Source organism: Brevundimonas diminuta 3F5N (genome assembly GCF_900163625.1).
GTDB classification, from domain to species: domain Bacteria; phylum Pseudomonadota; class Alphaproteobacteria; order Caulobacterales; family Caulobacteraceae; genus Brevundimonas; species Brevundimonas diminuta_A.
The window spans coordinates 1-13,420 of sequence record NZ_FUIE01000005.1 but is presented as its reverse complement, the minus strand read 5'-3'; the positions used below and the strand labels follow the sequence as shown (position 1 = coordinate 13,420).

Below are 13,420 nucleotides of genomic sequence, written 5' to 3'. Positions count from 1 at the left end.
GCTCATCCCCGCGGAGGCGGGGACCCAGTGCTTTGGCCGGAAGCGCGCGGACACATGCGGATCATGAGCGTGAAGCCCTTACTGGGTCCCCGCCTCCGCGGGGATGAGCAGTGTGGTCGAGGCGAGCGACTTGCCCCCGGTGCGATCCGGGGGCAGGCTGGGGCCATGAGCATCGAGCAACCCCAAGGGCGGTATGCCTCGTTCGAGGCCTTCTACCCCTATTACATCCATGAGCACTCCAACCGGACGTGCCGCCGCATCCACGTGGTCGGGACGGGGCTGGTGATCGCGGCCTTTCTGGCCTTCTGCTTCACCTTGAACGCCTGGTGGCTGCTGGCCATGCCGCTGGTCGGCTACGGCTTCGCCTGGGTGGGGCATTTCTTCTTCGAGAAGAACCGGCCCGCGACGTTCAAATATCCGCTGTGGAGCCTGATGGGCGACTTCCGCCTGTTCTTCGAGACGGTCCGCGGCAAGCGGAAGTTCTGACACTGTTTTCCTCCCCATGAAATGGGGAGGGGGACCGCGACCCGAAGGGCGGCGCGGAGCAGCCAAGCGGTGGAGGGCCAGGGCGGTTAGGCTTTAGGGCGCGGAACCAAGCAGCCCCTCCGTCTCGGCGGCTCCGCCGCCGATCCACCTCCCCACTACGTAGGGAGGAGAACGAAAAAGGGCGGCCGGTTCGATCCGGCCGCCCTTTTTGTCGTCAGGCTGAAAAGCCTTAGTTCGAGGCCGTTTCCCACGCCGGGGGGCAGCCGTCGAAATCGCCCGCGTCGGCGATGGTCAGGGTCTTCATGTTCAGGCTCATGGCCGGGCGCATCGAGGCGCGGCCGTGGCCGGTGTACAGGTCGATCTTGGCGCCCTTGATCGCGCCGCCGGTGTCGGACGCGTACCAGTAGCCGTCGTGCACCGTGCCGTCGGCCATCTGCAGGCCGACCGTCTCGCGGATGAACAGCTTGGTGCGACGCGGGATGACGCGCGGGTCGACCGCGACCGTGCGCATCGGAATCGGGCGGCAACCCAGAGAATCGTTGCCGGTCGCTCCGCCGCCGCCTGCGTGATAGAGGCGGGCCGAGGCGCGCCAGTCGGGATCGCCGGCCATCAGCTCAAGCTGTTCAGCCGACAGGTCCGCCGTTTCGGCGGAATCGATGGAACCAGGGGCCGTCGCGGCGGCTTCTACGATGGCGGCGTCGCGGGCGACGGCCGTTTCGTAAGGGACAGGCTCTCCGGACCCGGAGAAGGCCATGGTCCACAACATGGCAAGCGCGGCGGCCGTGCTCAACATCGATCAAACTTCATGCAGCACCGGTCCCGACACGCTCCGGCAGGGCGGTTTCTGACGGTGAATTGCGGCGCAATTGCGGCGGATAAGATCAGTCGCTGTATCGGTAGTGGATAAGGCGCAAATGGGGCCAGTCTATCGACCGTCGCAACTAGAATATTGTGACTATAGAATATCAGTATTGAGTGATTTTAAGTTCTATACTGTCGCGACTGTCTCCATCGTTAACGACTTGATCGTGCACGCTAACACTTTATTGGCAAGAAAAGCTGGCAATGGCGCAAAGATAACGGCGGCGTGATCGCCGTTATGGCTGACGTGATCGTCGGGTAGAGACGGGCGCAGGAATGGGATAAGCCGTCGTTTCCCCTTCTGAAATTTCCAACGGCGCCGTTCCATGAACCGACAAGTCAAACGCCTGATGATTTCCGCCGCCGCCCTGATGCTGGTCGCGGCGCCCGCTGTTCAGGTCGAGGCCTGGGGCAGTTCGGGTCACCGGGTGATCGGCGTGGCGGCCATGCGGGCTCTGCCGGGCGACCTGCCCGCCTTCCTGCGTACGGCCGGCGCCGCCGCCGATGTCGGCGAATATTCGCGCGAGCCTGATCGCTGGAAGGGCGCGGGCCAGCCGCACGACCGTGAGCGCGACACCGCACACTTTGTTGATATGGACGATCAGGGCCGGGTGATGGACGCGCGCGGCATGACGATGGCCGATCTTCCGCGCCTGAAATCGGAATATGACGCCGCCCTGATCCGCGCGGGTCTGGACGTGGATAAGGCGGGCTATCTACCCTACGCCATCATGGACGCCTGGCAGAACCTGGAGCGCGACTTCGCCTATTGGCGCGTGCTGACCGCCGCCGAGGCGCGCGAGCCGGATCTGGCCAAGCAGGCCTGGTACCGCGCCGACCGCGAACGCCGTGAGCAGTTGATCCTGCGTGACATCGGGGTGCTGAGCCACTTCGTCGGCGATGCGTCCCAGCCGCACCACACGACCATCCACTTCAACGGCTGGGCGGGCGAGACCAATCCCGAGGGCTTCACCAAGTCGCGCCGCACCCACGGCGATTTCGAGGGCGCCTTCACCAGCCGGACCCTGCGTCTGGACGCGGTCGAGGCGGCCATGGTTCCCATGAATATCGAGGGCTTCGACCTGCGGGGACGCACGGCCTCGCACCTGAACGCCACCCTGACGACGGTGATCCCCTTCTATCGGATGGAGAAGGCCGGGGCGTTCAGGGACACGGACCCGCGCGGCGCGGTCTTCGTCAATGAACGTCTGGCGGCCGGGGCGTCGGAGCTGCGCGACTTCGTGTCGGCCGCCTGGCGGACCTCGGCGAACAGCAACATCGGCTGGCCCGCGGTCAAGGTCGCAGAGGTCGAGGCGGGCCGGGTCGACCCGTGGACCTCGATGGTCGGCGAGGACTGACGTCTTTCGCTGGGCGGCGCGCGGGGGTAGGGGAGGCGGATGACTGAAATCACCCCTCCCGTCGTCGTCCTCGACAAGTCCCAGATGGCCGACAACATCGGCGCGGTCGCCCGCGTCATGGCCAATTTCGGCCTGTCCGAACTGCGGCTGGTCAGCCCGCGAGACGGCTGGCCGCAGGAGCGCGCCTGGGCCACGGCGTCCGGCGCCGACTGGGTGCTGGACGGGGTGAAGGTGTTCGACAGCGTTGCCGAGGCCGTCGCCGATCTGCACACCGTCTTCGCCACCACCGCCCGTCCGCGCGAGACGCGCCAGCCGGTCCGCACCCCGCGTGAGAGCGCCCGCATCCTGTATGACGACACGGCGTCGGGGCTGAAGACGGGCCTGTTGTTCGGGGGTGAACGCGCGGGGTTGGAGACCGGCGACATCGCCCTGTGCGCCGGGATCACCACCATTCCGATCGACCCCAAGCACCACTCGCTGAACCTGGCGCAGGCGGTGGCGATCAACGCCTATGAGTGGCGCACCCTGATCCTGGACGCCCCGCCGCCGCGCTTCCGCGAGGGCGAGCCGCCCGCCTCGAACGACCTGCTGTTGGGGATGTACGAGCATCTGGAGGCGGAGCTGGACAACGGCGGCTTCTTCTATCCGCCCGAGAAGAAGCGCTCGATGAGCCAGAACCTGCGCGTCATGCTGGGCCGCGCCGCCTTCACCGAGCAGGAGGTCGCCACCATGCGCGGCGCCATCCACGCCCTGGCCAAGGGGCGGGGACGCGTGCTGGCCAAGCTGGCGGCGGAACGGGCTGAGGCGGCGAAGAAGGGGGAGTGAAACTCGCCCTCGTCTATCCCCTGGCCGCCCTCGCCGAGATCGGCGGCTGTTTCGCCTTCTGGGCCTGGCTGAAGCTGGATCGCTCGCCGTGGTGGCTGGCGCCGGGCGTGCTCAGTCTGATCGCCTTTGCGTGGCTGTTGACGCTGGTTCCGGCCGAGACGGCGGGGCGGGCGTTCGCGGCCTATGGCGGGGTCTATATCGTGGCGTCGCTGGCGTGGATGGCGCTGGTCGAGAAGACGTCGCCGGACCGCTGGGATGTCATCGGCGGCGCGGTCTGTCTGATCGGCGCGGCGATCATCCTGTTCGGGCCGAGGGGCTAGAGCGCGCCGAAGAAGGCGGGCACGGCTTCGGTGGCGGGGCCGTAGACGCCTTCGTCGAACAGGCCCGCGCCCTGCGTCGGCTCCAGATTGATCTCCACCGTCCGCGCCCCGGTCATGCGCGCCAGTTGGACGAAGCCCGCCGCCGGATAGACTGCGCCCGAGGTGCCGATGGAGACGAACAGGTCGCATCGCGCCAGCGCCCGCTCGATCCGCTCCATCTCCAGGGGGATTTCGCCGAACCAGACAATGTGCGGGCGCAAGGTTCCGCGCGGGTGATGGGGCGAGGCGTGGGCGGGCTCCAGATCATCATGCCAGTCGCAGACGACGCCCGAGGCGGTGCAGCGCGCCTTCTTCAGCTCGCCGTGCATGTGGATCAGTTCGAAGCGTGGCGCAGGCGGCGTGTCCGCATGGGCCCGGTCGTGCAGGTCATCGACGTTCTGCGTCACTAGCAGGAAGTCGTCCGTCCACCGCGCCGCCAGATCGGCCAGCGCCCGGTGCGCGGCGTTGGGGTGGACGGTGGCCAACTGGCGGCGGCGCTGGTTGTAGAAGTCCTGCACAAGGGCGGGGTCAGAGGCGAAGCCCTCGGGCGTGGCGACGGCCTCGACGCGATGCCCCTCCCACAGGCCATCCGAAGCTCGGAAGGTGGGCACGCCGCTCTCGGCCGAGACGCCGGCGCCGGTCAGGATGACGAGGTTCATGCGAGGCTCCTTGGTGCGGACAGGCGGTCGTGCAGCCAGTCGATCATGGCGCGGACCTTGGGCGGGACGTGGCGTGGGTGGGGATGGACGGCCCAGACGCCTTCGTCGGGCGGGCGGGCCTCGTCCAGCAGGGAGACGAGCGCGCCCGAGGCCAGGGCTTCGGCGACGTAGAAGTCGGGCAGTTGGCACAGGCCGAGGCCTTGCAGCGCGGCGTCCAGCACGGCCGCGCCGGAGTTGCAGCGCCAGCGGCCGGTGGGGCGCAAGGTGGTCTCGCGTCCGGCCTCGGTGAAGCGCCAGTGCTCGGCTGAGCCGATCAGGCCGTCGTGGCTGGCGATCTCGGACAGGTCGCGCGGGGCGCCGCGACGGGCCAGATAGTCGGGGCTGGCGCACAGTATCAGCCGCCGCGACGCCAGTCGCCGCGCCATCAGGCGGGAGTCGGTCAGGTGGCCGAACCGCACCGCCAGATCATAGCCGTCGCCGACCAGATCGCGCAGGCGGTTGTCGAGGTCGAGCTCGATCCTCAGCTCCGGGTTCTGGCGCGCGAAGGCGTTGACGGCGGGTGCGATGAAACGCTCGCCATAGGAGACGGAGCAGGTCATGCGCAGCAGGCCGCGCGGGGCCTGGTCATCGGGCTGGACGGCGGCCAGGGCCTCGTCGCGCTCGTCGATCAGGCGGCGGCAGCGGGACAGGAAGTCACGGCCTGCGTCGGTCAGTTCGACCCGGCGGGTGGTGCGGTGGAGCAGGCGCGTTTGAAGGCGGTCCTCCAGCCGGGCGATCTCGCGGCTGACGGCGGAGGTTGACAGGCCCAGGCGCCGGGCGGCGGCCGAGAAGCTGGCCTGTTCGGCGACAGCGGTGAATTCGTCGATCCCGTCCCAACGGCTCATGGGGACGTTGGATCAGGATTATTGCTCAACAGCAATAATGTTTTGCGGTTGTCGCCGTTTCGACCCAGCCGCATCGGGCGTAGTAAGGTCGCCAAATCACCCGCCCACCTCATGTCCCCGAAGCAGCGAGCGACCGCGTCGCGAGCGATAGGGACGTCCGAAGGACCTGCATCATGAAAACCCGCGCCGCCGTCGCGTTCGAAGCCAAACGTCCGCTCGAAATCGTCGAGGTTGATCTGGAAGGCCCGCGCTTTGGCGAGGTGCTGATCGAGATCAAGGCCACGGGCGTGTGCCACACCGACGCCTATACGCTGGACGGGTTGGACAGCGAGGGCATCTTCCCCTCGATCCTGGGCCACGAAGGCGCAGGCGTGGTGGTGGAAGTCGGGCCGGGCGTGACCAGCCTTGAGGTCGGCGACCACGTGATCCCGCTGTACACGCCGGAATGCCGCCAGTGTAAGTCGTGCCTGAGCCGCAAGACCAATCTGTGCACCTCGATCCGGGGCACGCAGGGCAAGGGGCTGATGCCCGACGGCACCAGCCGCTTTTCCTACAAGGGGCAGGCGATCGCCCACTACATGGGCTGCTCGACCTTCTCGAACTACACGGTCCTGCCCGAGATCGCGGTGGCGAAGATCCGCAAGGACGCCCCCTTCGACAAGGCCTGCTACGTCGGCTGCGGCGTGACGACGGGCGTGGGCGCGGTGGTCAACACGGCCAAGGTCGAGCCGGGCGCCAACGCCGTGGTCTTCGGTCTGGGCGGCATCGGCCTGAACGTCATTCAGGGGCTGAAGATGGTCGGGGCCGACATGATCATCGGCGTCGACATCAACGGCGACAAGGAGGAGTGGGGCCGTCGCTTCGGCATGACCCACTTCGTCAATCCGAAGGACGTGTCGGACGTGGTGGCCCATCTGGTCGAGATGACCGGCGGCGGCGCCGACTACACCTTCGACTGCACCGGCAACACCGTGGTCATGCGTCAGGCGCTGGAAGCCTGCCACCGCGGCTGGGGCGAGAGCGTCGTCATCGGCGTGGCCGAGGCCGGCAAGGAAATCTCGACCCGTCCGTTCCAACTGGTCACCGGTCGCGTCTGGAAGGGCTCGGCCTTCGGCGGCGCGCGCGGCCGCACCGACACGCCCAAGATCGTCGACTGGTATATGGACGGCAAGATCGAGATCGACCCGATGATCACGCATACCCTGCCGCTGGAGCGGATTAACGAGGCCTTTGATCTGATGCATGAAGGCAAGAGCATCCGTTCGGTCATCGTCTTCTAAGAGAGGGTTCAGCCATGGGCGACTGGAAACTGCCGTGGACGGGGGCCTGCCTCTGCGGGCAGGTGAGAGTTCGTGTCGCCCAGGCTCCGGTCTTCGCCGCGGCCTGCCATTGCCGCGCCTGTCAGAAGCTGACGGGCGGCGCCTATTCGCTGAGTCTGATGCTGCCCAGCGAGGGGCTGACGGTCGAGGGCGAGACGGAGATCGGCGGCCTGCACAACCCCGTGCCGGAGCATCACTTCTGTCCGTCGTGCAAGACCTGGCTGTTCACGCGCGGCATCGCCGGGGGGCAGTTCGTCAATCTGAGGCCCAGCCTGCTGGACGATGGGGCGTGGGTCGTTCCCTATGCCGACACCTGGACGACGCAACGCCTGCCGGGCGTGCAGTCGGGGGCCAGGGTCGGCTATCCCGAGTTTCCGCCGCCTGAGGACTATGGCGTTCTGATGGGCGCCTACGCCCGTGAAGGCGCGCGTCCCGACTGAGGTCGCACTGAGCAGGTGCAGCAAAGTTCGTTGCCAAAGGAAACCTTGCCGGCTTAGCTTGCCGCGCCCGGCGAACCGTCCGGGCGGATCTGGGAGGATCAACATGTTCACTCACGTCACGCTTGGAGCCAACGACGTCGAGGCGTCGCGCAAATTCTATGACGCGGTTCTGGGGGCCTTGGGCCACCAACCGGGCACGTTGAGCGACGTACCCATGCCGGGCGTCTGGTATATGACGCCGCGCGGGATGCTGGGCGTGGTCAAGCCGCGCGACGGTCAGGCCGCCTGTCACGCCAACGGCGGCACCATCGGCTTTTTCGCCAGCACCCCTGAGGCGGTCATCGCCTTCGCCGAGGCCGGGGTTGCGGCGGGCGGCGTGGCGATCGAAGATCCGGCCGGGCCGCGTAATTCGCCCTTTGGCCCCATGCACCTGGCCTATCTGCGCGATCCGTCTGGCAACAAGATCTGCGCCGTTCACCGGCCGGGCTGAGGATTGAGATGATGAAGGCGAAGGCGGCGATTGCGTCGATCCTGGCCGTTCTGGCCGTCGGGGCGCTCGCCGCCTGCAGTCCGGGCGGGAGCGACGCACCCGCCGAGGCGTCGGCGCAGGCCTGGGTCCGCAAGAAGGTGGTGCTGTATCTGCCGGACCGGGTGATGAAGGAGCGGGTCGAGATCGCCGATCTGTCGCCCTATCTGACCGCGGTGGATGAGGCGGTCGCCGCCGCCGCCAAGGCCCAGCCGACGCAAGATGGCGCGGCCGGCATGATGTTGCTGATGGTCAAGCCGGGCGAGCGGTCCAGGGCCTGGATCGTCACAGGCGAGCCGGCGATGAAGCCGGAGGTCGTCGAGGCGCTGACCGCCGCCGCCGGAGCGGTTCCGGCGCCGTCGGTGCGGCAGGCGCCGATCCTGGTCGGGCTGCAGTTCGAGGCCTGGGGCGGAGGCGCCCAGCCCGAAGGCGCGGTCGCTCCGATCCCGCGCGACTGGTACGCGCATTTCTCTGAAGACGGCGGCGTTCTCGATGACGCCCTGATGGCCAGGGTCTGGCCGGACTGATCTGGAGTTTGAGTTGATGGAAACGGTCAAGAGCCACGTCGTTCACGGCGGGACGCTGCGCTATCTGAAGCACGACAGCGCGACGACGGGCACGCCCATGACCTTGTCGGTCTTTGTTCCTGCGGGGGAGGGGCCGTTTCCGGTCCTGATCTGGCTGTCGGGCCTGACCTGCACCGAGGACAACTTCACCACCAAGGCTGGAGCCTATAAGGCCGCCGCCGCGCACGGCGTCATCATCGTCGCGCCCGACACCAGTCCGCGCGGGGAAGCGGTGGCTGACGCCGCCGCCTATGATCTGGGGCAGGGCGCGGGCTTCTATGTTGATGCGACCGAGGCGCCGTGGGCGCCGCATTTCCGCATGGAGAGCTATGTCACGGGCGAGCTGATCGATCTGATCGACAGCGCATTCCCGACGACGAAGACGCGCTCGATCTTCGGCCATTCGATGGGCGGGCACGGGGCGTTGACGCTGGCGCTGCGTCATCCCGAACTGTTCCGGTCGGTGTCGGCCTTTGCGCCGATCTGCTCGCCGACGCGCTGTCCCTGGGGCGAAAAGGCCTTCACCGCCTATCTGGGTGAGGACCGGGCGGAATGGACCAAGCATGACGCGGCCCTGCTGATCGAGGGCGGAGCGGCGAAAGGCGTCTACGACGACATTCTGGTGGATCAGGGCGACGCTGATTTCTTTCTGACTGATCAGCTGAAGCCGGAACTGCTGAAGGCGGCGGCGGAAAAGGCCGGACAGGGGCTGACCCTGCGCATGCAGCCGGGCTATGACCACTCCTACTTCTTCATGGCCAGCTTTGTGGACGACCATGTGGCCTTCCACGCCAAGCGGCTGAAAGCCTGAGTGTGATGACCGACGCCGCCCCCGATTTCGATTCCATGTTCGCGGACCTGTGCAACCAGGTCGGCTTCTGCCTGCATGAAAAAGGACAGAAGAAGGTGATCGCCGCCCTGCCCAAGGGGCTGGACGCCGCCATGCGCGCCGTCTTCGCCGCCGAGGGCGTGGACGAGCCGAACGCGCCGGGCGATCTGAAGCGCGCCGTACGCGACTGCATCAAGGCCCATGTGAAGCGCTGAGAATGCGCTGGACGACGAATGACGCAGACTTAATCCGCAAGGCGACGATGAAGTCTTGCGGGCGGCCATCGCTTCGCTAGCATCCCGGCCCATCGCTTTTGGGAGGAAAGCTCATGATGGATCGCCGCCGCCTGCTGATGTCGGTCGCTGCCGGGGGGGCGCTGGCCGCCGTCGGCCCGGTTCGCGCCTTGGCCTCAACAGCTTTGACGCAAGCCGCCCCGAACGCCGCAACGACGGCGTTCCATGCCCTGCTGGACCGCATCGCTGATGAGATGCTGCTGTCGGACCCGGAACTGCTGACCATGCTGGGCATGGACCGGGGACCGAAGGCCGACGCCCGATTCAAGCTGAGTGATCGCTCCCAGGCCAAGATCGATGCGGACAAGGCCAAGTTCACCGACGGCATGAAGGCGGTGAAGGCCATCGATCGGGGGCAACTGAACGCCGCGGATCAGATCTATTACGACACGCTGGAATTCTTCGGCGACACGGTGATGACGGGCTACGGCTTCCCTTACGGCGGCGGCTTCTCGCCATCGCCCTACACCGTCAGCCAGCTGGGCGGGGCCTATCAGCAGATCCCGGACTTCCTGGACAGCCAGCACCGGATCGAGACGGCCGACGACGCCGAGGCCTATCTGTCGCGCCTGTCCGAGTTCGCCAAGGGCATGGACGCCGAGCGGGCGCGGATGCAGGCGGACTTCGCCGCCGGGGCCGTGCCGCCGGACTTTGTCATCGACCGCACCCTGACCCAGATGGGCGCCATCACCGGCACGGCCGTCGCCGAGTCGGTCATGGCCCAGTCGCTGGCGCGCCGCACGGCCGAGAAGGACATTTCCGGCGACTGGGCCGCGCGGGCCCAGGCCATCCTGACCAATGAGGTCTATCCGGCCATCCAGCGCCAGGCCGACGCCTTCAAGGCCGTGCGTTCCGGCGCGACCCATGACGGCGGCGTGTGGCGCCTGCCGCAGGGCGAGGACTACTATCGCTTCGGGCTGCAGTACTACACCACCTCCTCGATGACCCCGGACGAGGTGCATCAGATGGGGCTGGAGCAGGTGGCGGAGATTTCCGCGCGCGCTGACGCTCTGCTGAAGGCGCAGGGGCTGACGCAGGGCTCGGTCGGCGAGCGGATCGCGGCGCTGGGCAAGGATCCCCGCTTTGTCTATCCGAACACGGACGAAGCCAAGGACGAGCTGATCAAGGAGCTGAACGTCCAGATGGTCGCCATGCAGGCGCGCATGCCGGAATATTTCGGCCGCCTGCCCAAGTCGCCGTGCGACATCAAGCGCGTGCCGGCCGCCATCGAGGCCGGTGCGCCCGGCGGCTACTATCAGTCGCCGGCTCTGGATGGGTCGCGACCGGGCGCCTATTACATCAATCTGCGCGACACGGCGGAATGGCCCAAATGGACCCTGCCGACCCTGACCTATCACGAGGCTGTGCCGGGCCATCACTTCCAGATCGCCCTGCAGCAGGAGAAGCCGGACACCCCGCTGCTGATGAAGGTCATGGGCTTCTCGGCCTATTCCGAGGGCTGGGGCCTGTATTCGGAGCAGCTGGCGGACGAGATCGGCGCCTATGAGAACGACCCCTTCGGTCAGATCGGCTATCTGCAGTCGCTGATGTTCCGCGCGGCGCGCCTGGTCGTGGACTCTGGTCTGCACCACAAGCGCTGGAGCCGCGAACAGGGCATCCGCTACATGGTCGACACCTTGGGCGATCAGGAATCCAGCATCGCCACCGAGGTCGAACGCTACTGCGTCTGGCCGGGCCAGGCGTCCAGCTACAAGGTCGGCCACACCACCTGGGTCAAGCTGCGTGAAGACGCCAAGCGCCGCCTGGGATCGCGCTTCGACATCAAGGGCTTCCATGACACGGGCCTGAACCTGGGCGGGGTGCCGCTGACGGTTCTGGAGCGGACCATGAACGCCTGGACCCCGGCCTGACGGCTTGATCTCATACGGACGCGCCGGTCCGTCATTTCAGCATGCTTTGGGAGCGGCGTCCGGCGCGGCGCGGCTCCGTTGGGGGAATATCCGAATGATCGACCGCCGCCGCCTTCTTCTGACCGCCGCCGCGACCGCCGTCGCCGCGCCTTCGCTGGCGCAAGCCGCCGCCGCTGTCACCGATGCCGATACGCGCCTGAACGCCTTGCTGGACGGCTGGTTCGAGGCCGACATCGACGAGTCGCCCGAGCGCGCCACCAACCTGGGCCTGGACAAGGGCGCCCGTGCGGGTCTGTCGTCGAAGCTGAGCGAAGCCGGGCCGGACGCCATCCGCAAGGATCGCGACAAGGCGGTCAGCCGCTGGGCCGAACTGCGCGCCTTCGACCAGACCGGCCTGTCCGAGGCCGGGGCGCTGAACTACGCCATCGCTTCCTTCGGGCGTCAGACCTCGGCCGAGACGGCGCGCTTCGCCTACGGCGCCGGGCCGGGCCGCCCGTCCCCCTATGTCGTGACCCAGCTGTCGGGCGGCTATTTCTCGACGCCCGACTTCATGGATAACCAGCACCGCATCGAGGATGCGGCGGGCGCCGACGCCTTCCTGTCGCGTCTGGACGCCTTCGCCGGCGTGCTGGACGGCGAGACGGCCAAGATCCGCGAGGACGCCGGTCAGGGCGTTATTCCGCCGGACTTCATCATCGACCGCATGCTGCCGCAGATCCGCACCCTGCGCGATACATCGGCCGCCGACATGTCCATGATCAAGTCCCTGGCTCGCAAAGCCGGGGCGCTGAATCTGTCGGGGTATGACGCGCGCGCCGTCGCCCTGGTCGATCAGAAGATCAAGCCCGCCCTGGCGCGCCAGATCGAGGCGCTGGAGAAGATCCGCCCCGACGCTGTGCACGATGCGGGCGTGTGGCGCTTGCCGGACGGCGAGGCCTTCTACGCCGCCGGGCTGAAGTCGAACACGACGACCACGCTCTCGGCCAAGGAAATCCACGCCATGGGCCGCGAGCAGGTGGCCGAGATCACCGCCGAGATCGACGGTATCCTGAAGTCGCAGGGCTATACCCAGGGCACGGTGGGCGAACGCGTTCAGGCCCTGAACAAGGACCCCGCCCAGTTGTTCCCCAACACGGACGCGGGCAAGGCAGAGCTGCTGGCCTGGCTGAACGAACAGGTCGCCGCGCTGGAGCCGAAGCTGCCCGCCGTCTTCGGCCGCCTGCCCAAGACCCATGTCGAGGTTCGCCGCGTGCCGGTGTCGATCCAGTCGGGCGCGCCGGGCGGCTATTATCAGGGACCGCCGCTGGATGGCTCGCGTCCGGGCGCCTACTACATCAACCTGCGCGACAGCGGGAACTGGCCGAAGTTCGCCCTGCCGACCCTGACCTATCACGAGGCCTCGCCGGGCCACCACCTGCAGGTGGCGCTGCAGCGCGAGTCGGGCGAACTGCCGCAATGGCGCCGCGCGGGCGGCTTCTCGGCCTATAATGAAGGCTGGGCGCTGTACGCCGAGGCGGTCGCGGCGGACGATCTGGACGCCTACGCCACCGATCCGCTGGGCCGGGTGGGCTTCCTGATGTCCTATCTGTTCCGGGCCGTGCGCCTGGTGGTCGACACCGGCATCCACTCCGAACGCTGGAGCCGCGAACAGGCGGTCGACTACATGGCGGCCTCGGGCGCCAAGCCGCTGGACGCCTCTAACAGCGAGATCAACCGCTACTCGGTCTGGCCGGGTCAGGCCTGCGCCTACAAGGTCGGCCACACGGTCATCGCCCGTCTGCGCAAGGAAGCCGAGGCCAAGCCGGGCTTCGACCTGCGCGCCTTCCACGACAAGGTGCTAGGCAGCGGCTCCTTGCCGCTGGCGGTGCTGGAAGGGCGGATGCGCGCCTGAGGCGTGACTGAAGCCTGAAACGAATGACGGCCCGGACGTTCGCGCGCCCGGGCCGTTTTCATGTCCGAGAGCCTGTTGAGTGTGATGGCGGCTCGCGACGTTTCTACCGCTCATCCCGGCGGACGCCGGGACCCAGTGAGTGCGCCATACTTAGGCTGGACCGTTTATCCGACCGCTCTTGAAGCCAAAGGACTGGGGCCCGGCGTCCGCCGGGATGAGCGGGTTTTAAAGCGGCCGGTTCAAGTTTTTACGA

At 67.3% G+C, this 13,420-nt stretch carries 15 protein-coding genes; 12 read left to right on the top strand and 3 right to left on the bottom strand.

The window, feature by feature from the left end; genetic code table 11:
* Positions 1-165: 165 nt before the first annotated feature.
* Positions 166-486, top strand: coding sequence for an Mpo1-like protein (locus FM111_RS00485; RefSeq protein WP_087138785.1), 321 nt, complete (start codon positions 166-168; stop codon positions 484-486).
* Between the two features lie 229 nt (positions 487-715).
* On the opposite strand, the gene FM111_RS00480 is transcribed toward FM111_RS00485, so the two are convergent.
* Entirely contained in the window at positions 716-1,279 is a 564-nt protein-coding gene (locus FM111_RS00480; protein ID WP_087138784.1) for a 3D domain-containing protein, read from the bottom strand.
* 394 nt (positions 1,280-1,673) lie between these two features.
* Here FM111_RS00480 and FM111_RS00475 point away from each other — a divergent pair, with 394 nt between their 5' ends.
* The 3 genes from FM111_RS00475 to FM111_RS00465 are packed head-to-tail and all read left to right on the top strand — an operon-like array spanning position 1,674 to position 3,850.
* Complete coding sequence (locus tag FM111_RS00475) at positions 1,674-2,705, top strand: S1/P1 Nuclease (protein ID WP_087138783.1); 1,032 nt, start codon at positions 1,674-1,676, stop codon at positions 2,703-2,705.
* A 39-nt stretch (positions 2,706-2,744) separates the two neighbouring features.
* Positions 2,745-3,530: an RNA methyltransferase gene (locus FM111_RS00470; protein ID WP_087138782.1), complete on the top strand. Its 786-nt coding sequence runs from the start codon at positions 2,745-2,747 to the stop codon at positions 3,528-3,530.
* Positions 3,527-3,850, top strand: coding sequence for a YnfA family protein (locus FM111_RS00465; RefSeq protein WP_087138781.1), 324 nt, complete (start codon positions 3,527-3,529; stop codon positions 3,848-3,850). Before FM111_RS00470 ends, FM111_RS00465 begins: the two co-directional genes overlap by 4 nt.
* On the opposite strand, the gene FM111_RS00460 is transcribed toward FM111_RS00465, so the two are convergent.
* Complete coding sequence (locus FM111_RS00460; RefSeq protein ID WP_087138780.1) at positions 3,847-4,548, bottom strand: NAD-dependent deacylase; 702 nt, start codon at positions 4,546-4,548, stop codon at positions 3,847-3,849. The two genes, FM111_RS00465 and FM111_RS00460, sit on opposite strands and share 4 nt — an antisense overlap.
* Positions 4,545-5,432 (bottom strand): LysR family transcriptional regulator, encoded by an 888-nt coding sequence (locus tag FM111_RS00455; RefSeq protein ID WP_087138779.1) that lies wholly within the window; start codon positions 5,430-5,432, stop codon positions 4,545-4,547. Before FM111_RS00455 ends, FM111_RS00460 begins: the two co-directional genes overlap by 4 nt.
* Before the next feature lie 173 nt (positions 5,433-5,605).
* Here FM111_RS00455 and FM111_RS00450 point away from each other — a divergent pair, with 173 nt between their 5' ends.
* The 8 genes from FM111_RS00450 (at position 5,606) to FM111_RS00415 (ending at position 13,167) form a co-directional block, all read left to right on the top strand.
* Positions 5,606-6,712 carry an S-(hydroxymethyl)glutathione dehydrogenase/class III alcohol dehydrogenase gene (locus FM111_RS00450; protein ID WP_087138778.1) on the top strand — a complete coding sequence of 369 codons (1,107 nt, stop codon included), beginning with the start codon at positions 5,606-5,608 and terminating at the stop codon, positions 6,710-6,712.
* A 14-nt stretch (positions 6,713-6,726) separates the two neighbouring features.
* The gene (locus FM111_RS00445; RefSeq protein WP_087138777.1) at positions 6,727-7,191 is read left to right on the top strand and encodes a GFA family protein; all 465 of its coding nucleotides are present in this window, start codon (positions 6,727-6,729) and stop codon (positions 7,189-7,191) included.
* Between the two features lie 103 nt (positions 7,192-7,294).
* Complete coding sequence (locus FM111_RS00440) at positions 7,295-7,681, top strand: VOC family protein (protein ID WP_087138776.1); 387 nt, start codon at positions 7,295-7,297, stop codon at positions 7,679-7,681.
* 8 nt (positions 7,682-7,689) lie between these two features.
* Positions 7,690-8,244, top strand: a complete 555-nt coding sequence (locus tag FM111_RS00435) for a hypothetical protein (RefSeq protein WP_087138775.1) — start codon at positions 7,690-7,692, stop codon at positions 8,242-8,244.
* Between the two features lie 16 nt (positions 8,245-8,260).
* Entirely contained in the window at positions 8,261-9,094 is an 834-nt protein-coding gene (fghA, locus tag FM111_RS00430) for an S-formylglutathione hydrolase (protein WP_087138774.1), read from the top strand.
* Between the two features lie 5 nt (positions 9,095-9,099).
* The gene (locus tag FM111_RS00425; protein WP_024354558.1) at positions 9,100-9,327 is read left to right on the top strand and encodes a hypothetical protein; all 228 of its coding nucleotides are present in this window, start codon (positions 9,100-9,102) and stop codon (positions 9,325-9,327) included.
* 113 nt (positions 9,328-9,440) lie between these two features.
* Positions 9,441-11,276: a DUF885 domain-containing protein gene (locus tag FM111_RS00420; RefSeq protein ID WP_087138773.1), complete on the top strand. Its 1,836-nt coding sequence runs from the start codon at positions 9,441-9,443 to the stop codon at positions 11,274-11,276.
* Positions 11,277-11,370: 94 nt separating this feature from the next.
* Positions 11,371-13,167, top strand: a complete 1,797-nt coding sequence (locus FM111_RS00415) for a DUF885 domain-containing protein (RefSeq protein ID WP_087138772.1) — start codon at positions 11,371-11,373, stop codon at positions 13,165-13,167.
* Positions 13,168-13,420 lie beyond the last annotated feature (253 nt).

Bases quoted from the DNA above. Each gene is read 5' to 3' on its own strand.
- FM111_RS00445 (WP_087138777.1), top strand. From the start codon at position 6,727: ATGGGCGACTGGAAACTGCCGTGGACGGGGGCCTGCCTCTGCGGGCAG.
- FM111_RS00420 (WP_087138773.1), top strand. From the start codon at position 9,441: ATGATGGATCGCCGCCGCCTGCTGATGTCGGTCGCTGCCGGGGGGGCG.
- FM111_RS00450 (WP_087138778.1), top strand. From the start codon at position 5,606: ATGAAAACCCGCGCCGCCGTCGCGTTCGAAGCCAAACGTCCGCTCGAA.
- FM111_RS00475 (WP_087138783.1), top strand. From the start codon at position 1,674: ATGAACCGACAAGTCAAACGCCTGATGATTTCCGCCGCCGCCCTGATG.
- FM111_RS00415 (WP_087138772.1), top strand. From the start codon at position 11,371: ATGATCGACCGCCGCCGCCTTCTTCTGACCGCCGCCGCGACCGCCGTC.
- FM111_RS00440 (WP_087138776.1), top strand. From the start codon at position 7,295: ATGTTCACTCACGTCACGCTTGGAGCCAACGACGTCGAGGCGTCGCGC.
- FM111_RS00455 (WP_087138779.1), bottom strand. From the start codon at position 5,432: ATGAGCCGTTGGGACGGGATCGACGAATTCACCGCTGTCGCCGAACAG.
- FM111_RS00425 (WP_024354558.1), top strand. From the start codon at position 9,100: ATGACCGACGCCGCCCCCGATTTCGATTCCATGTTCGCGGACCTGTGC.
- fghA (WP_087138774.1), top strand. From the start codon at position 8,261: ATGGAAACGGTCAAGAGCCACGTCGTTCACGGCGGGACGCTGCGCTAT.
- FM111_RS00480 (WP_087138784.1), bottom strand. From the start codon at position 1,279: ATGTTGAGCACGGCCGCCGCGCTTGCCATGTTGTGGACCATGGCCTTC.
- FM111_RS00470 (WP_087138782.1), top strand. From the start codon at position 2,745: ATGACTGAAATCACCCCTCCCGTCGTCGTCCTCGACAAGTCCCAGATG.
- FM111_RS00460 (WP_087138780.1), bottom strand. From the start codon at position 4,548: ATGAACCTCGTCATCCTGACCGGCGCCGGCGTCTCGGCCGAGAGCGGC.
- FM111_RS00485 (WP_087138785.1), top strand. From the start codon at position 166: ATGAGCATCGAGCAACCCCAAGGGCGGTATGCCTCGTTCGAGGCCTTC.
- FM111_RS00435 (WP_087138775.1), top strand. From the start codon at position 7,690: ATGATGAAGGCGAAGGCGGCGATTGCGTCGATCCTGGCCGTTCTGGCC.